Source organism: Geodermatophilus sp. SYSU D00705 (assembly GCF_054050135.1).
In genome coordinates this window covers 243765-261270 of sequence record NZ_JBJGYT010000002.1, presented here as the reverse complement: position 1 = coordinate 261270, position 17506 = coordinate 243765, and the positions used below count along the sequence as shown (strand labels likewise).

Here is a 17506-nt window from a genome sequence, read left to right as displayed (position 1 = left end):
AGCTCCACCGCGATGCCTCTCGACCTCTTCACCGTCGGCGATCCGATCGCCGACACCAAGGCACCCATGGACGTGCCGATCGGTGAGCGCTGGAGCACCCGCCGCTTCCGCGGCCGGCTGGTCAACCCCGCCAACCGCCGGAAGATGACCGTCATCGTCGTCGGCACCGGCCTGGCCGGCGGCGCGGCCGCCGCCACGCTCGGCGAGGCCGGCTACAAGGTCCAGTCGTTCTGGTACCAGGACAGCCCGCGCCGCGCGCACAGCGTCGCCGCGCAGGGTGGGATCAACGCCGCCAAGAACTACCGCAACGACGGCGACTCGGTGCACCGGCTGTTCTACGACACGGTCAAGGGCGGTGACTTCCGCTCCCGCGAGAACAACGTGCACCGGCTGGCCGAGGTCAGCGTCAACATCATCGACCAGTGCGTCGCCCAGGGCGTGCCCTTCGCCCGCGAGTACGGCGGCCTGCTGGACAACCGCTCCTTCGGTGGCACCCAGGTGTCGCGGACCTTCTACGCCCGCGGCCAGACGGGTCAGCAGCTGCTCTACGGCGCCTACCAGGCGCTCGAACGGCAGATCGCGGCCGGCAACGTCGTGCAGCACGCCCGCACCGAGATGCTCGACCTGATCGTCGTCGACGGCCGCGCCCGCGGCATCGTCGCCCGCGACCTGGTCACCGGCGAGATCAGCACCCACTTCGCCGACGCCGTCGTCCTCGCCACCGGCGGGTACAGCAACGTCTTCTACCTGTCCACCAACGCCATGGGCTCCAACGCCACGGCGATCTGGCGGGCGCACAAGAAGGGCGCGTACTTCGCCAACCCCTGCTACACGCAGATCCACCCGACCTGCATCCCGGTCAAGGGCGACTACCAGTCCAAGCTCACGCTGATGAGCGAGTCGCTGCGCAACGACGGCCGCGTGTGGGTCCCCAAGGAGCGCGGCGACACCCGCGACCCGCGGGACATCCCCGAGCACGAGCGCGACTACTACCTCGAGCGGATCTACCCCTCGTTCGGGAACCTGGTCCCGCGTGACATCGCCTCCCGGCAGGCCAAGAACGTCTGCGACGAGGGTCGCGGCGTCGGCCCCGGCGGGCTCGGCGTGTACCTCGACTTCGCCGAGGCCATCCAGCGGATGGGCCGCAAGGCGGTCGAGGCCAAGTACGGGAACCTGTTCGACATGTACGCCCAGATCACGGGCGAGGACCCCTACGCGACGCCGATGCGCATCTACCCGGCGGTCCACTACACGATGGGCGGCCTGTGGGTCGACTACGACCTGCAGTCGACCATCCCCGGCATGTTCGTGATCGGTGAGGCCAACTTCTCCGACCACGGCGCCAACCGGCTCGGCGCCAGCGCCCTCATGCAGGGGCTGGCCGACGGCTACTTCGTGCTGCCGGCGACCATCACCGAGTACCTGGCCGACGCCCCCTTCGACACGGTCGACGAGAGCCACCCCGCGGCGGCCGAGGCGATCCAGGGCGTGCAGGACCAGGTGCAGCGGCTCCTGAGCATCAACGGCACCCGCACGCCGTCGTCGTTCCACCGGGAGCTCGGCAAGCTCATGTGGGACCTCTGCGGCATGGAGCGCTCGGAGGAGAGCCTGCGCAAGGCCCTCGACCGGATCCCCGAGATCCGCCAGGAGTTCTGGACCAACCTGAAGGTGACCGGCGACGGCCAGTCCTTCAACCAGACCCTCGAGCTCGCCGGCCGCGTCGCCGACTTCATCGAGCTCGCCGAGCTGATGTGCATCGACGCCCTGCACCGCAACGAGAGCTGCGGCGGGCACTTCCGGGCCGAGAGCCAGACGCCCGACGGTGAGGCACTGCGCGACGACGAGAACTTCGCCTACGTCGCCGCGTGGGAGTGGACGCCGGAAGGCGCTCCGCCGGTCCTGCACCGTGAAGCTCTCGAGTACGAGTACGTCCACCTCGCCCAGCGGAGCTACAAGTGACAGTCACCCACGAGGGCGCCCACTCGACGGTCGGCGCGCAGGACGCGCGGGCCGAGAAGCGTGGCATGACCCTCAGCCTGCGGATCTGGCGGCAGAACGGTCCGCGCGACAAGGGCCGGATGGTCACCTACAAGGTCGCCGACATCTCCCCGGACATGTCGTTCCTCGAGATGCTCGACGTGCTCAACGAGCAGCTGATCGAGGCCGGCGACGACCCGGTGGCCTTCGACCACGACTGCCGCGAGGGCATCTGCGGCATGTGCGGCGTCATGATCAACGGCATGGCGCACGGTCCGCAGCAGACCACCACGTGCCAGCTGCACATGCGGTCGTTCAAGGACGGCGACACGATCGACATCGAGCCGTGGCGGGCCACCCCGTTCCCGGTGATCAAGGACCTCGCCGTCGACCGCCGGGCGTTCGACCGGATCATCCAGGCCGGCGGGTACATCAGCGTCCCGACCGGCACCGCCCCGGAGGCGCACTCCGTGCCGGTGCCGAAGAAGGACGCCGACGCCGCGTTCGACGCCGCCACCTGCATCGGGTGCGGCGCGTGCGTGGCGGCCTGCCCGAACGCCTCCTCGATGCTGTTCACCGCCGCCAAGGTCACCCACCTCGGGCTGCTGCCGCAGGGCCAGCCCGAGCGCAACGACCGCGTGGTGAACATGGTCGCCCAGCAGGACCGTGAGGGCTTCGGCGGTTGCACCAACATCGGTGAGTGCTCCGCCTCCTGCCCCAAGGGCATCTCGATGGAGACCATCTCGCGGCTCAACCACGACCTGCTCGGCGCCCTGCGCGCCGGCGCCCGGCCGAAGAGCTGACGCCCGGCCCGGCCTGATCCGGGCCGAACCGACAGCGGGCGGGGATCCCTCCGGGGGTCCCCGCCCGCTGTCGTGTGCCCCACCGCACACCGTCTGGGTTCGATGTGCGAACCTAGCTCGGTGACGACCGAGCAGACCGACATCCCGACCACCTCCCCGACCGCGTGGGGCGAGCCCCGCTCGCGCACCGTGACGTGGCACGACCCGCTCGTCGTGGCGGCGGGCGCGCTCGAGCGCAGCGGGCTGGAGACCCTCACCGCGATCCGGGACGGCGTCCTGCCCCCGCCGCCGATCGCCCGGCTGTTCGCGATGGACGTCGTCGCCGTGACCGAGGGCCGGGTGGAGTTCCGCTGCGCGGTCGACGAGTCCGCCTACAACCCGATCGGGGTCGTGCACGGCGGGCTGGTCTGCACGCTGCTGGACACCGTCGCCGGGTGCGCGGTGCACTCCACGCTCCCCCGCGGCACCGGCTACACCTCGATCGAGCTCAAGGTCAGCTACCTGCGTCCGGTGCACGCCAGCAGCGGGCCGCTGACCGCGGTCGGCACCGTCGTCAAGCCCGGCCGGCGGGTGGCCTTCGCCGAGGGCGAGGTCCGCGACGCCGGTGGGGCGACGGTGGCGACGGCGTCCAGCTCGCTGCTGGTCTTCCCCCTGCCCGGCTGAGCGGCCTCACACGGCGGCGGCGGCCGGGTCGGCCGACGGCACGACGGGCGCGGCGGGCAGCACCGCACCGTCGACGTCCCCGGGGGTGTCGGTGCGGGGTCCCGCCGGCAGGATCCGCTCGATCAGGTCGGGCGGCACCAGCCCGGCGGCGCCGAAGCGGCGGCCCACCTCCACGAACTGCGGGGCGACCCCGGCGAGGTCGGTCAGCAGGGCCCGCGCGGCGTCCTCCCGGCCGGCCAGCGCCGCGACGACGGCGCGCCAGAGCACGTGGTCGGGCTCGGTGCGCGGATCGGGCAGCCGCAGCTCCTCGAGCACGCGGTCGGCGGTGACCGGGTCCCCGCCGATCGCCTGCTGGAAGGCCCGGACGACGTCGTGGTAGCGGGCCAGCCGCACGACGAGGTCCCCGAGCTCGGTGACCGGGTCCGGTGAGTCGTCGACGCGCAGGTCGACGACGGTGTCGTGCCAGGGCCGGCCCGTGGTGACCGACCGGACGATCATGATCGCCGCCGACCGCCGCCCCCGCAGGTCGCCGCCGGCGTCCTCGGCCGCGCGCAGGGCACTGAGCAGCCGGTGGGCCATCGGCCCGTCGGAGGTCTCGAACGTCGCCACCATCGACTCCCACACCTCCGGCGCGGTGACCATGTTGGCCACCGCGACGCACCCCTCGCCCACGAGGTGGCCGGCCTCGGCGACGCAGTTGGCGCCGGTGTAGACGGCGAGGTCGCCGGAGACGTCGAGGACGGCGACCTGCCGTCGCTCCGGGTTCGGGTCCACACTGCGCAGCGCGGTCAGCGCCTCGTTGGCGGTGAAGCCACCGCGCAGGAGGTCCAGGCCGATCTGCCCGTACATGGGCTCGGCCATCGACTGCGTGGCGATCACCCCCTGGCCGGGCAGGGCGAAGGGCACGCTGTTGCCGACGGCGAACGCCTGCGACTGGGTCGCGACGCCCATCTCACCGGTCTGCGTGTCGCGGGCGACGATCGAGAAGGTCACCCCGCACGCCTACCCCTGCCCTCGCCACGGACACGCACCCCCGCTGGGGTGAGACCGCGGCCACGGTCTCCAGAGCTGCGGCGTCCCGGTCGATGGGGTCAGCGGACCGAACCGCCGACCGGAGGACGACCATGACCAGCACCGCTGCCGCGCCGCTGTGGCGACGCGCGCGGCGGCTCGTGGCCCGGCCCACCGACCTGGTGCAGCGCACCCGCTGGCTGTTCTGCGGGATCGCGACGTGCTCCCTGCTGGTGACGACGCCGGCGGCCCTGGCCGGCGCCGGCTCGTGGCGGGTGGCGCTGGTGGCCCTCAGCGCGCCGACGCTGCTGCTGGCGTGGTCCCGCCGCTACCGGACCCAGACGGCCACGCCCCTGCGCGACGTGGTCGAGGTGCTGACCCTCGTCGCCTTCACCCTCGCCTGCCCGGCGCCGGTCGTCGGCTTCGGGGCCGCCTTCCCGGCCGTGTGGTTCCGGGTGATGTACGGCCGCACGCGGCCGGTCGTCGGGTACGCACTGACGCTGAGCGCGGCGCTGCTGGCCACCAACGCCGTCGCCCGGGCCCTGCCCGGCCACTTCTCCACCACCGATCCGCGGTTCGTCGGAACCGCCCTCGTGGTCCTGCTCCTGAGCGGGGTCGGGGCGCGGCACCTGGCCCTCGTCCTGTTCGCCCGCGAGCAGACCCGCGGCCGGGACCAGGCACTGTTCGACCTGGGGAACAACCTGCTCGGCGTCGTCGACCTCATGCAGATCCGGCGTCACGGCTGGGCGGCCGTCGAGGAGATCTGCCGGATGACGCCGGGGCTGCGTGCGCTGCTCCTCGCCGACGACGACGGCACCGACCTGGTGCGGGTCGCGGCCCAGACCGGCGGGCTGGACCGGCTGCTGCTCCGCCTGCCGCGGGAGGTCCTGCCCGCGGGCGACGTGCCCAACGAGACCTACGAGATCCCCGCGCCCCTCGCGCTGAGGTCGGCCGCGGGGTTCGGCCGCCAGTGGCTGTGCATGCCGCTGCCACCCGCACCGGGACACTTCATACTGCTGGGCTCGCCGGACGGCGTCCCGGCCGAGGCCATCACCGCGGTCCGGTCCCTGAACAACCAGGTGGTCCTGGCCATGCGCACCAGCCAGGCGCACCGCGACCTCGAGGTGCAGGCGCGCACCGACGCGCTGACCGGGCTGGCCAACCGGTCGGCCTTCACCGCCGCCCTCCGCTCCGCGGCCGCGGACCGCTGCGGTGACACCTGGGTGGTCTTCCTCGACCTCGACGACTTCAAGGTGGTGAACGACGGGCTCGGGCACGCCGCCGGCGACCGTCTGCTGCAGCACGTGGCCACCCGCGTCTCGGGCGCCCTGCGCAGCCAGGACCTCTGCGCCCGCCTCGGCGGCGACGAGTTCGGCGTCCTGCTGCGCGGGGCCGAGCAGGACGAGGCCGAGCGGATCGGCCGGCGCCTGGTCGAGCTGCTGTCGGCGCCGACGCGCCTGGACGGCCGGCTCACCCAGATCGGCGCCAGCGTCGGCCTGGCCGTGCTGCGCCCGGGGGTGTCCGAGACCGAGGCCGTGCAGCAGGCCGACATCGCGATGTACGCGGCGAAGGCCGCGGGCAAGAACCGCGTGCAGACCTTCTCCCCCGCCCTGCTCGACGCGGACGGGACGGCGGCGCTGGAGGCCGAGCTGCACACCGCGGCGACCCGGGGCGAGTTCGTCGTGCACTACCAGCCGATCGTCGCCACCCGCGACGGCCGGTGCACCGCCGTGGAGGCGCTGGTGCGGTGGGCGCACCCGACCCGCGGGCTGCTCGGGCCCGAGCACTTCCTCGACGTCGCCGAGCGCACCGGCCTCGTCAACCGCATCGGCGAACAGGTGCTCCGCCGGGCGTGCGCGGACGCCGCCTCCTGGGAGGACGGCGGGCAGCGGGTGTCGCTGCACGTCAACGCGTCCCCGTCCCAGCTGGCCCACCCGCACTTCGTCACCGTCGTCCGGGAGTGCCTGGCCGCGCACGCGCTGGCCCCCAAGCAGCTGCTGGTCGAGATCACCGAGTCCACGGTGCTGGACGCGCCGTCGGTGCAGCTCACCCTCGACGTCCTCGCCGGGCTGGGGGTCGGGCTGGCGGTGGACGACTTCGGCACCGGCTACTCGGCGCTGACCACCCTGCGCAGCCTGCCGGTCGACGTCGTGAAGATCGACAAGTCCTTCGTCGCCGGCGCGGCCACCGAGGTCGCCGACCAGGCGGTGCTGGAGGCGATCGCCCAGATGGCGCACCGGCTGGGGCTGGAGTCGGTGGCCGAGGGCGTGGAGGACGTCGAGCAGCAGCGGTTCGTGGAGCGGGCCGGGATCACCGCCGTCCAGGGGTACCTCCACCAGCGCCCCGTGCCCGCCGCGGAGCTCACCGCGTGGCTGGCGCGGGACCGGGCGGCTCAGCCGGTCTCCTCCCGCGCGTAGCTGCGCGCGCCCCACCAGGCCCACTCCTGCGCGTTGGGCGGGACGCCCATCAGGTCGTCGGTCGCCCAGCCGTGGAGCCGGACCGGGAACCACTTGATGTCCAGGGCGTACCCGGCGAGGTTCACGGGGCGGTTCTGGGTGTCGTAGGAGACCCACCACAGCCGGTTGAGGCCCGCCGCAGCGGCGAAGTCCCGGACCGCCTCGCCGGTGGCCCAGTGGTCGGGGTGGTCGCCGGGGCTGGTGGCCCGGTCGGGGTCGGGCGCGTTGACCCACGGGCGCACCGTCGTCCCCCGCTGGGCGGTGACGATCGCGCGGAGGGTGGCCACCAGGTCGCCCCACCCATTGTAGGTGGTGGAGCCGTCGACGGCCGGCATCGAGCCGATCGTCCCGTTGCGCAGCTTGGTGAGGGACCGGTTGCCGGTGGCCGGGAACCCGTTGCCGTCCAGGTTGCCGTCGGGCAGGCGCAGGGCGTAGACGACCCAGGTGGGGGCGGTGTACCGCTGCACCCGGTGCCCGTTGACCGTGACGCGCGCCGAGGTGACGGGGCCGGGGGTGAGCGTGCCGGCCATGGCCTCCAGGCAGGCGGTCTCCCGCGTCTCCCACCAGCCGTCGGTGCGCCCGGCGTCCCCGGCGGTCACCAGCACCTGGACGGTCTTGACCTCCGGCGTGTGCATGTCGGTGTACAGCCCCTCCCCGCGGAAGAAGAGGGCGTCGTCGGCGTGCGCGTTGACGTAGAACACGGTGTCGGGCACCGGGCCGCCTCCTGGCCGGACGTCGGCCACCGCCGCCCGGTGACCACTCCCGGTGAGCCTGCCCGGACTGTCGGCGACACGCCCGGGGTCGCCGCACGCGCTCCCTGGACGGCGCCCGCGGCGGACCGCCAGCCTGGGACCGGCCGGCCCGAGGGAGGCACCGTGCGCACCTGCGACCCCGACGCCTGGGCGGGCCCGACACCGCAGGTGCGCGTGGGCGACCGGTCGCTGACCCTGCCGCTGCGCTACCCGGACAACGCCTGCTTCGCCGCCGTGCACACCGCCTCGTACGAGGCCGTCGTCGCCGCCCTGCCCGGGGACGGCCTGCGGCCGGTGCGCTGGGCCGACGGCCGGGCCCTGCTGTCGGTGGCGGCGTTCCGGTACCGAGCCATCACCACCACCGACGTCCCCGCGGGCCACCTCGCGCCCTACGGGGAGGTGGCGGTCGCCGTCGTGGTGACCCGCGGGCCGGCGCCCCCGGTGGTGCCGCTGGCCCGACGGCGGCTCGCGCTGTTCGTGCTGCACCTGCCGGTCACCACGGTCGAGGCCCGGGACGCCGGGGCCACGCTGTGGGGCTTCCCGAAGTTCGTGGCCGACATGGACTTCGCCGAGCAGCGGACGGTGCGCCGGGTGGCGGTGGCCGAGGGCGGGAGGACGGTGCTCGAGCTCGCCGTCCGCGGCCGGGGGCCGGTGCTCCCCGATCGGCGGCCGGCGGTCATGTACACCACGCTGGGCGGCCGGCTGCTGGAGACGGTCGTCCCGATGGCCGGCCGGCTGCGGGTGGCCTTCGGTGGGGGTGCGGGTGCGCTGCGGCTGGGCGACCACCCGGTGGCCGACTCCCTGCGCGCGCTGGACGTCTCGCCGTCCCCGCTGGCGGTGTTCGACCACCTGGAGCACCGCAGCCTGCTGCCGGCCGGGCGCCCCGTGGGGCCGGCGCCGGACCACCACGGGTACCGGGGCGCGGAGCGGGTGTCGGGCCGGTTCACCGTCCGCTACCCGCACACCCCGCCGCTGGACCTGGCGTGAGGGCGCCTACTCGAAGAACGCGAAGGTGCGGAACTCGATGCTGTGGCGGGGCACGGTGGCCTGCGCTCTCGTGGCGGGCGATCCGGAAGCCGTTGGCCTCGACGGTGAAGCGCTCCTGCACGGGGCGGCCGTTGGGGATCGGGACGACGTGCGTCTCGTACCGCCCGGTGTTCACGCTGTGCCCGGGTGCGGTGAACCGGCGCAGGACGGTCGACCCCTCCGCCGGGTAGCTCAGTTCGGCCTGCACGGCGGGGACCTGCTCCGGCGCCTGGGTCGACGTCATCGTCGGCGCTCTCCTCGGATCGGCGGGAGACCGAGTCCGGGGCGCCGCCGGCCCGGCGTCAGCGCCGCTCCCGGCCGGCGGAAGCCGGGCGGGGGGCGTCCGAGGGCGGCCCGAGGACGGGGTGGCGACGCGCCGGCGCGGGCGGTGGCCGGAGCCGCCGCCCGCGCCGGGTGGAGCGTCAGGGGACGATGTTCTGCGACTCCCAGAAGAAGTCCTCGATGGCGGGGACGTCCTGGTCGAGGATCGCGTACTCGCGGGCCTTCTCCGGCGCCGCCCGGAACTCCTCCTCGGTCAGGTCGGACTTGAACAGCGGCATGGTCAGCCGCTCCACCAGCGCGGGGTCGATCTCGGTGTACTCGGGGATCTGCGCCCGCCACTCGTCGGGGTGCGCCTGCGCGTAGTCGAGTGACTCGAGGATCCCGGCCTGGATGTTCTCGAACAGCTCCGGGTCGGCCTCGATCTGGTCGGTCGTGGAGAAGTAGACCCCGGACAGGCCGATGCCGTCGGGCACCAGGTCCAGCCAGTTGTCCGCGATGACCCGCGCCCCGGCGTCCTGGGCCAGGGTGCAGAACGGCTCGCCGCAGACGAAGGACTGGACCTGGTTGCTGCCGAGCGCCGTGACGGCGTCGGGCAGGGACATCTCGACGAAGTTGACGTTGTCGGGATTGCCGCCCGCCACCTCGATCGAGTTGCGGGCCAGCGTCTCGACCTGGCTGTTGAGGATGTTGAGGGCGACGGTCTTGCCCTCCAGGTCGCCGGCGTCCTGGATCGCGGGGTCGCTGGCCATCAGGGCGTTGATGTGCTGGCCCTCCTCGCCGTTGCTCCACGACGTCGGCGCGATGGCGGTGACCGGGAGGCCCTGCTCGCGCGCCTGCAGGATCGAGACGATGCCGCTGAACCCGAACTGGTACTCGCCGGTGACCACCGCGGGGACCAGCGCGGCGCCGCCCTGGCCGAGGTTGAACTCCAGCTCGATCCCCCGGTCGGCGAAGAAGCCCTCCTCCTGGCCGAGGTGCAGGATCGCCACGTCACTGACCGGGATGATCCCGACCTGGACGGTCTGGGTGCCGGACGCCGAGCCGCCCCCTCCCCCGGAGCCCTCCTCCCCGGAGTCCCCGCCGCAGGCGGTCAGCATCAGCGCGAGCGCGGCCGCGAGCGAGGTGGCGCGGGCCCTGGTCGATGTGCGCAACGGTCCTCCAAGGAGAGCCCAGCGGGGAGCCGAAGTGTGCGGCATCCGTACGCAGGTGCGGTTTCCGGACGGTACGTCCGCAGGGCAACCTAGGTGATGGCCGTCACACGGTCAACCGTCCGCACCCGGCTCACCGGCTCTGCAGCGCGTCCAGGGCCACGGCCATCGCGGCGGCGACGCGGAAGTCCAGGCGCGGGTCGGGGACGGTCACGAGGTAGCGGTCTCGGATGGCCTTCTGGCGCTCGCTGACCATCACCGGAGCCCCGGTGGCGGTGTCGACGAAGTCGAAGTGGAAGACGAAGGGCACCCACACGTCGCCGACGTACGGGATGAGGTCCCAGACCCGGCGCAGGATCGCGATGCTCATCCGCCGCTCCTGGCCCACCGCCTGGACCCCGGGGGCCCACAGCGTCCAGGTCGAACGCAGCAGGCTGGCGCCGAACTGCTTGCTGAAGGTGCCGAGCGCCCGGCCGTACTCGTCGAAGACGTCGTGCTCGGCGTGGACGTCGAGCCGCTGCCGGGCCTTGAAGGAGAACACCGGGCGGCTCTTGCTCGCGTCGGCGTAGAAGACCACCTCCTCCTTGAGCTTCATCCGCTTCTGCTCGGCGAAGGCCAGCACGTGCCCCTCGGACCCGTCGGGGTTGGCCGCGACCAGCTCGTAGCGGTTGACCATGACCGTGATCCGCTGCCTGACGAAGAACTGCGGCACGACCATCGGGGCCGGCGGCTGGTCTCCGGTCGGCGGCGCTCCTGGGGGCATGGTCACGGCGGTCTCCTCGCGGACGTCGGCGCTGGTGGGCGCCCATCCTCGCGCACGTGACCGGTTCGACACGCCGGGTGCGGCGCCCCCGGAATGAACGGCGGGCGCACCGCCTTGCCAGCCGACGTACGTGGCCGACGAGGGCCTCATCCGCAACCGTCCGAGCCGGGGGACCCGTTGACCACCACGACGACCGCGCCGTCCACACCCAGCACCGCCGCGCCCGCGATGGGGCCGCGGCGGCAGGCCCTGTTCACGCTGGTCCTCGGCGCGTTCGTCGCCGTCGGGCCGCTGACCATCGACATGTACCTGCCGGCGCTGCCGACGATCACCGCCGACCTGGGGACGACGTCGGCGACGATCCAGCTGACGCTGACCGGCACCCTCATCGGCCTGGCTCTGGGCCAGCTGGTGCTCGGGCCGCTCTCGGACGCGCTGGGCCGGCGCCGCCCGCTGCTGGCCGGGACCGCTCTCTACGTGGTGGCCTCCCTGCTGGTGCTCGTGGCGCCGAACGTCGCCGTCCTGGGGACGCTGCGGGTGTTCCAGGGCGTGGGCAGCGCGGCCGGCGCGGTGATCGCGATGGCCGTCGTCCGCGACCTGCTCACGGGCCGGGCCGCGGCCACGATGCTGTCCCGGCTGTTCCTGGTGCTCGGGGCCGCCCCGGTGCTGGCGCCGACGATCGGCGGCGAGGTCCTGCGGTTCACCTCGTGGCGGGGCATCTTCGTGCTGCTCGCGCTCTACGGCGTGCTGCTGCTGGCCGTCGGGGCGGTCGTGCTGCGGGAGACGCTGCCGGCGCAGCGGCGCAGCAGCGCCGGCGTCCGCGGCACGCTCCGGACCTACCGGGGGCTGCTGCGCGACCGCACGTACGTGGGCCTGGTGCTGGTCGCCGGGCTGACGATGGCCGGGCTGTTCAGCTACGTGTCCGGCTCCTCGTTCGTCTACCAGCGCGAGTTCGGCCTCGACGAGCAGCAGTTCGGCCTGCTGTTCGGGGCGGGGGCGTTCTGGCTGATCGCGGCCACCCAGCTCAACCCGGTCGCGCTGCGCCGCTGGTCGCCGGCCCAGATCCTGGTCGCTGGTGTGGTCACCGGGACCGTCGCCGGCGCCGTCCTGCTCGTGCTGGCCGCGACCGGCACCGGTGGGCTGCCCGGCGTGGTGGTGCCGCTGTGGGCGGTGCTGTTCGCCGGCGGGCTCGCGCTGCCCAACGCCCCCGCGCTCGCGCTGGCCCGCCACGGCGAGGCGGCCGGGTCGGCCGCGGCGCTGCTGGGCGCCGTCCAGTTCGGGGTGGGCGCCTCCGTCGCCCCGCTCGTCGGCGTCCTGGGCAACGACGCCGCCGCGATGGGGACGGTCATCGTCGGCGCCCTGCTGGTGGCGATCGCCGTGCTGGTCACCGTCGTCCGCCCGTGGCAGCTGACCGAGGAGCCGGAGGCCCAGCCCCCCGTCGCGGGCTGACCCGCGACGGCTCAGCTCCGGCGGCGCGTGGTGACCTCGGAGTTCCCGCCGACGGCCGGGTTCTCGCTGGTGCTGTCGTCCGGCGGCACCTCCCGGGCGACGTTCGGCCCCGCGGGAACGGCCGGTCGCTGGGCCGGCGTCCGCAGCGGGAGCTGCTGGAGGGACGCCGGGTCGGCGCGTCCCCACTCGGTCTCGACGTCGGTGAGCAGCGCCTCCAGGTAGGAGCGCAGCTGCACGCGGCAGGCCTGCGCGAACGCCTTGAGGTAGGCCACCTGCTCCTCGAGCTCCTGGGTGGTGGCGCGCTCGCCGTCCCCCTCGACCGCGGCCGCGGGCTGCCCGCCGGCGACCATCCGCGCCGCGGCCTCCTGCGCGGCCTGGATGATCGCGCCGGCGTTCTCCCGCGCCCGGCGCACCTGCTCCTCGTACTGGGCGCGGGCGTCGGTGGTCATCTGCCGGCTGAAGTCCTCGGCCTCGGCCACGTAGCTGTCCGCCGTCTGCTGCGCGGTGGCGATGATGCGGACAGCCTGCTCGCTCGGCGGCTCCACGGCGGCCGCGCGGGCGAGCTGCTCCTGCTGCTCACGCACCTGCTGCTGAAGGTGCTCCACGTGGTCGTGCAGGTCGGCGTTCTCCGCGTGCAGGCGGGCCAGCTCCCCCGCCGTCCGGACGAGGAACCGGTCGACCTCCGCATCGCTGTAGCCAGGGTGCAGCATGGGCGCCCGCGAGAAGCGCACGTTCTGGACGTCGGCCGGGGTCAGCCGCCGCTCGGCGTCCCCGGGCCCGTACTCGCCGGTGGTCATTCGGTCACCTCTCCGTCAAGACTGGGCCCCAGGCGGCTCGGGGCGAACACCTCGCTGCGGATGCGTTCCCGCCGCACCCCGTGCTGCAGGAGCCGGGAGGTCGTGTCCTCGACCATGGCGGCCGGGCCCGCGACGTACACGTCCCGGCTGGTCCACGGCCCGTGCCGCAGGACGACCTCGCCGACGTCGCCCTGCTCGAGCGTGGACTCCTTGTCCTCTGAGACGGCGAAGGTCACCGTCAGCCAGGGGTGCTCCTGGTCCAGGCGCTCGAGGTCGGCCCGGTCGTAGACGTACATCTCGGCCCGCGCCCCGACGTAGAGGTCGACGCGGCGCGGCGGGCCGTGGCGGGCGACCTGGTCGACGACGGCCTTCAGCGGGGCCAGGCCCGTGCCACCGGCGACCAGCAGCAGGTCTCGGTCGGACTCCTCGTCGAAGGCGATGTGCCCCATCGGCGGGCCCAGGTGCAGCGTGTCGCCCACCCCGACGCGGCGCACGAGGGCAGTGCTGACGGGGCCGCCGTCGCGCGCCTTGACGTGCAGCTCCATGAGCCCGTCCGGGCGCGGGGCGTTGGCCGGCGAGTAGTAGCGCCACAGCTTGGGCCGGGCGTCGGACTCCAGCGAGATCGACTGGCCGGCGCGGTAGGGGTACTCGGTGAGCGCCCGCACCCGCAGGACGGCGACGTCGAGGGTGCGCCGCTCGTGCTCGACGACCTCGGCGTCCCACCACGCGGGCTGGTCGGCGGCGGCGTCGGCGGCCTCGATCATGACCTTCGCGATCAGCTCGTAGGCCGCCGTCCAGTCCCCGGCGAGCCGGTCGTCCCACTCGCGGTCGAAGTGCTGGAGCGTCGCGAGCAGGCTGGCGCCGACGGCCGGGTAGTGCGCGGCGACGGTCCCGAACTTGCGGTGGTCGCGGCCGAGCTCCTGGAGGATCGGCACGAGTGCCTCGAGGTCGTCGACCCGGGCCATGACCTCGCCGAGGGCCTGGAAGAGCCGGTCGCGCTGGTGCGCCATCGAGACGGGGAACAGCGCCCGGGTCTCGGGATGGGTCAGGAACAGGTGCGAGTAGAAGTACAGGGGGGCCTCGTCGCCGGCCGCCGCGGCCTTGGCGAAGCAGGCCCGCATCGCAGGGATGTCCATGCGTGTCCTCGGGAGGGAGTCCGTCGCGCGGCGGGTCAGCCGGCCGCGACGGAGCCGGCGACGGCGCTCGTGACCGTCGTGCCGACGGTGTGCGTGCGCCGGCGACGTTCGTGGATGGACATCAGCACCTCCGCTGCCCCGTGCGGGTCGGTTCCGTGCACGCCGCCTTCCTGCCTCCGGCGACCGCCACCGCCCACCCGGACCCGGGACACCGCTGCTCCACGAACAGTGAGGGCACTGTGGCTCTGGCAACCGTAGCCAGGCGCTGCTCCGACCGCGATTCGCGGGGTGCACCGCCCGCCCGGCTCAGGCCGGCTCCGTTCCGTCCGGCTCGGCCGACCGCGGGGGCGCCGCCCGCCAGGGTGCCCGCCAGTCCGGTGCGGGCCAGCCCTCGGCGACGTAGATCGACTCGTAGCGGACCAGGTCGCCGTCGAACTCGAGGACGTCGACGGCGTGCTGCCACGGCCCGCCGTCGTAGCGGATGCGGAGCTCGGCGATCCACACGTCGTCCGCGCCGCGGATGCGGTCCAGCTCGTACTCCACCTGCGCCGGGTACTCGCGGCGCCACGGCAGGAAGTGGTCGACGCCCTCGAACCGCTCCCCCGACTGCGGGAACTCCAGCACGGCGTCCGCGCGGTAGATGGTGCTCGCGGCCTGCTCGTCGCCGGCCGCGCTGTGGCTCAGGTAGTGCTCCAGCACCGCCCGCACGGCTTCCTCGGTCATGGCCCCGCCGCCCCTCGATGCCGGCGCCCGTCTGCACGGGAAGGGTGCCACCGTCGCGGGCCGCCGGGACCGGCGGGGCGCGCGGCGGACCGCGCGCTCCGCCCGCCGGCCCGGCTCAGCTGCGCGACGCCGACGTCCGGCTGGTCACCGCGTCGTGGAGGCGCATCGCGAGCTGGTCGAGCGGTCCGGGCACCTGGCCGGCGGGCAACGGTCCGGCCGGCATCAGCACCCACAGCAGCAGGTAGACGAGGACGCCGGCACCGCCGGCCAGGGTCACGAGGACGAACGCGGCCCGCCACAGCACGGTGTCGATGCCGGTGTACTCGGCGAGCCCGCCGCTGACGCCGCCGACCATCCGGTCGGTGCCACTGCGGCGGAGGGTGCGGACGGGCGGCTGGGTCCAGGGCTGGTCGACCGGCGGCGGGGTGGGGGGAACGGCTGATGTCATGGCACGAGCCTCGCCGCGACGGGGTGCCGGACACCATCGGGGAACGCCCCGATCCGCCCCTGGTTCGCGCACTCCGGGGATGCCCTGCCGGCCGCGCTCAGAGGCTGAGGAGGTGGCCGATCGTGCCGACGACGACCCCGGCGGCCAGGAGGACGACGGCGCCGGTGCGGTCGAACCGGTTGCCCAGCAGCGGGTCCACGAGGGCGACCCGGTCCGCGCCGCGCCCGTCCACGCTGCGACCGTCCACGGCCGGCAGGGACGGCGACGGGCGCGGCCCCGTCACGGCGGTCGCCCCGGACGGCGGGGGCGGGCCGGTCACGGCGGTGGTCCCGGCGGGCCCCGTCACCGCGACCGGCCCCGGGTCGGCGGCGGCCCAGCGGCGCAGGGCGGCACCGGTCCGCCGCCCCTCCGCGACGAGGAGCGCGATCGCCGCCAGCTGCGCGAGGGCCGCCACGCAGTAGCAGAAGACGGTCAGGGCGGTGCGGGCGGCGTCGCTCATGACGGGGAGGGTGCCCGATCGGGCCGGGCCGCGGCACCGTCGTCCGCCGCGCGGCTGGTGTGCCTCGAGTGACGGCGGTGGTCGACTGCGGGCGTGCCCCGGGCCACTTCCCGCGGACGACCCCCCTCCCGGCCGTAGCTTGCGACCTCCGCGGTTCCGTTCGGGGGGAAGCTCGTGACCAGTCGTCCGTCCTGGCCTGTGCGCCGGGTCGTCCTCGTGGTGGCCGCCGCCGTGGCCCTGCTGTTCGTCGCCGCGGGGGTCGCCACCAACGGCGTCGCCGGCGGTCTGCTGATGGCCGGTCTGGTGGCCCTGCTGCTCGGCGGGGGTGCGGCCATCACCGGCCGGGCCCGGTGGGCGTTCATCGCCAGCCGCAGGGTGGCCGGCGTGGTGGCCGCCGCGGGCGTGGTCGCGCTCGTCGCCGGTGCTGCCGGCACGCCGACCACGACGTCGGCTTCGGCCGCCTCGACACCGACGGCCACCCCGTCCGCGACCGCCTCGCCCACCCCGGCCGAGGACCGGATCGCCGCCGCGGAGCGGGCCCTGCTCGACACGGAGACCACGGAGGCCACGCCGAGCAGCGCCGCGACCAGCCCGGTGACCGGCCTGCTCAGCGACGAGGCCGCGCAGGCCGCCGTCACCGGGGCGGCGCGGACCTCGGCACTGGCCGCCCTCGCCGCGGTGGAGGTGCGGGGCCGCGCACCGCGGACCGGCTACGACCGGGACCTGTTCGGCTCCGGCTGGGTCGACACCGACCGCAACGGCTGCGACACCCGCAACGACGTCCTGGCCCGCGATCTGACCGGCGAGGCGTTCAAGCCGGGCACGCGCAACTGCGTGGTCCTCACCGGCTCGCTGGCCGACCCGTACTCCGGTCGCGGCATCGCCTTCCAGCGCGGTGAGTCGACCAGCGCCGCCGTGCAGATCGACCACGTCGTCGCCCTGTCCGACGCCTGGCAGAAGGGCGCGCAGGGCTGGGACCCCGCCCGCCGCACCGCGTTCGCCAACGACCCGCTGAACCTGCTCGCCGTCGACGGCCCGCTGAACATGCAGAAGGGGGACGGCGACGCCGCCACCTGGCTGCCGCCCCACCGGTCCTACCGCTGCGCCTACGTGGCCCGGCAGGTGGCGGTCAAGGTCGGCTACGGGCTCTGGATGACCCAGGCGGAGAAGAACGCCATCGCCACCGTGCTGAGCTCCTGCCCCGACGAGCCGCTGCCCGGCGGCGTGGTCGCGCCGCTGCCCCCACCCACCCCGTCGCCCTCGCCCGCTCCGGCTCCCGTGACCACGACGGCTGCCCCGCGCGCCCCGGTGGTCGTGCCCGCACCGGCACCTGCTCCTCGCCCCGCGCCCGCTCCGGCTCCCGCACCCGCTCCGGCTCCCGCACCCGCTCCGGCTCCCGCACCCGCTCCGGCTCCGGCTCCGGCTCCCGCGCCGTCGGGCGCCTTCGCCAACTGCGACGCGGCCCGGGCCGCAGGGGCTGCCCCGCTGTACCGCGGGAGCCCCGGCTACGCCCCGAAGCTGGACCGGGACGGCGACGGCGTCGCCTGCGAGTGATCCTGCGGCCAGGGCGCGG

At 74.4% G+C, this 17506-nt stretch carries 17 protein-coding genes; 7 read left to right on the top strand and 10 right to left on the bottom strand.

Translation table 11 applies throughout. The features are described from left to right. Nucleotides 1–12 precede the first annotated feature (12 nt). From ACI78Q_RS02755 to ACI78Q_RS02745, 3 genes are all read left to right on the top strand, one after another. Nucleotides 13–1959 (top strand): fumarate reductase/succinate dehydrogenase flavoprotein subunit, encoded by a 1947-nt coding sequence (locus ACI78Q_RS02755; protein ID WP_456921787.1) that lies wholly within the window; start codon nt 13–15, stop codon nt 1957–1959. After that, nucleotides 1956–2780: a succinate dehydrogenase/fumarate reductase iron-sulfur subunit gene (locus tag ACI78Q_RS02750; protein WP_456921786.1), complete on the top strand. Its 825-nt coding sequence runs from the start codon at nt 1956–1958 to the stop codon at nt 2778–2780. The genes ACI78Q_RS02755 and ACI78Q_RS02750 overlap by 4 nt, the downstream gene beginning before the upstream one ends. A 120-nt stretch (nt 2781–2900) precedes the next feature. After that, the gene (locus ACI78Q_RS02745) at nt 2901–3443 is read left to right on the top strand and encodes a PaaI family thioesterase (protein ID WP_456921785.1); all 543 of its coding nucleotides are present in this window, start codon (nt 2901–2903) and stop codon (nt 3441–3443) included. A 6-nt stretch (nt 3444–3449) separates the two neighbouring features. Here the strand turns inward: ACI78Q_RS02745 and ACI78Q_RS02740 are convergent, their stop codons facing one another. Continuing rightward, a complete protein-coding gene (locus tag ACI78Q_RS02740; protein ID WP_456921784.1) occupies nt 3450–4436 on the bottom strand; it encodes a DUF1028 domain-containing protein in 987 nt (328 codons plus the stop codon). Between the two features lie 131 nt (nt 4437–4567). Here ACI78Q_RS02740 and ACI78Q_RS02735 point away from each other — a divergent pair, with 131 nt between their 5' ends. Then, a complete protein-coding gene (locus ACI78Q_RS02735) occupies nt 4568–6871 on the top strand; it encodes a putative bifunctional diguanylate cyclase/phosphodiesterase (RefSeq protein WP_456921783.1) in 2304 nt (767 codons plus the stop codon). On the opposite strand, the gene ACI78Q_RS02730 is transcribed toward ACI78Q_RS02735, so the two are convergent. Further along, nucleotides 6847–7623: a hypothetical protein gene (locus ACI78Q_RS02730; RefSeq protein ID WP_456921782.1), complete on the bottom strand. Its 777-nt coding sequence runs from the start codon at nt 7621–7623 to the stop codon at nt 6847–6849. The two genes, ACI78Q_RS02735 and ACI78Q_RS02730, sit on opposite strands and share 25 nt — an antisense overlap. Nucleotides 7624–7785: 162 nt before the next feature. On the opposite strand from ACI78Q_RS02730, the gene ACI78Q_RS02725 reads away from it, so the two are divergent. Beyond that, nucleotides 7786–8649: an acetoacetate decarboxylase family protein gene (locus ACI78Q_RS02725; protein ID WP_456921781.1), complete on the top strand. Its 864-nt coding sequence runs from the start codon at nt 7786–7788 to the stop codon at nt 8647–8649. 461 nt (nt 8650–9110) lie between these two features. Here ACI78Q_RS02725 and ACI78Q_RS02720 read toward each other — a convergent pair whose 3' ends face one another. After that, complete coding sequence (locus tag ACI78Q_RS02720) at nt 9111–10121, bottom strand: ABC transporter substrate-binding protein (protein WP_456921780.1); 1011 nt, start codon at nt 10119–10121, stop codon at nt 9111–9113. A gap of 130 nt (nt 10122–10251) precedes the next feature. After that, the gene (locus ACI78Q_RS02715) at nt 10252–10881 is read right to left on the bottom strand and encodes a hypothetical protein (protein ID WP_456921822.1); all 630 of its coding nucleotides are present in this window, start codon (nt 10879–10881) and stop codon (nt 10252–10254) included. Nucleotides 10882–11058: 177 nt separating this feature from the next. Between ACI78Q_RS02715 and ACI78Q_RS02710 the strand changes: the two genes are divergently transcribed. Further along, entirely contained in the window at nt 11059–12330 is a 1272-nt protein-coding gene (locus ACI78Q_RS02710) for a multidrug effflux MFS transporter (RefSeq protein ID WP_456921779.1), read from the top strand. Between the two features lie 11 nt (nt 12331–12341). Here ACI78Q_RS02710 and ACI78Q_RS02705 read toward each other — a convergent pair whose 3' ends face one another. The 6 genes from ACI78Q_RS02705 to ACI78Q_RS02680 form a co-directional block, all read right to left on the bottom strand. Beyond that, nucleotides 12342–13127 carry a DivIVA domain-containing protein gene (locus tag ACI78Q_RS02705; protein ID WP_456921778.1) on the bottom strand — a complete coding sequence of 262 codons (786 nt, stop codon included), beginning with the start codon at nt 13125–13127 and terminating at the stop codon, nt 12342–12344. Then, on the bottom strand, nt 13124–14263 hold the full coding sequence (locus ACI78Q_RS02700) for a globin domain-containing protein (protein WP_456921777.1): 1140 nt from the start codon (nt 14261–14263) through the stop codon (nt 13124–13126). Before ACI78Q_RS02700 ends, ACI78Q_RS02705 begins: the two co-directional genes overlap by 4 nt. 35 nt (nt 14264–14298) lie before the next feature. After that, nucleotides 14299–14424 (bottom strand): hypothetical protein, encoded by a 126-nt coding sequence (locus ACI78Q_RS02695; protein ID WP_456921776.1) that lies wholly within the window; start codon nt 14422–14424, stop codon nt 14299–14301. Between the two features lie 145 nt (nt 14425–14569). Further along, entirely contained in the window at nt 14570–14986 is a 417-nt protein-coding gene (locus ACI78Q_RS02690; RefSeq protein ID WP_456921775.1) for a nuclear transport factor 2 family protein, read from the bottom strand. A 115-nt stretch (nt 14987–15101) separates the two neighbouring features. Then, nucleotides 15102–15434 carry a PspC domain-containing protein gene (locus ACI78Q_RS02685; protein ID WP_456921774.1) on the bottom strand — a complete coding sequence of 111 codons (333 nt, stop codon included), beginning with the start codon at nt 15432–15434 and terminating at the stop codon, nt 15102–15104. 97 nt (nt 15435–15531) lie between these two features. Continuing rightward, nucleotides 15532–15933 (bottom strand): hypothetical protein, encoded by a 402-nt coding sequence (locus ACI78Q_RS02680; RefSeq protein ID WP_456921773.1) that lies wholly within the window; start codon nt 15931–15933, stop codon nt 15532–15534. Between the two features lie 174 nt (nt 15934–16107). On the opposite strand from ACI78Q_RS02680, the gene ACI78Q_RS02675 reads away from it, so the two are divergent. Next, nucleotides 16108–17487 (top strand): GmrSD restriction endonuclease domain-containing protein, encoded by a 1380-nt coding sequence (locus ACI78Q_RS02675; protein WP_456921772.1) that lies wholly within the window; start codon nt 16108–16110, stop codon nt 17485–17487. Nucleotides 17488–17506 lie beyond the last annotated feature (19 nt).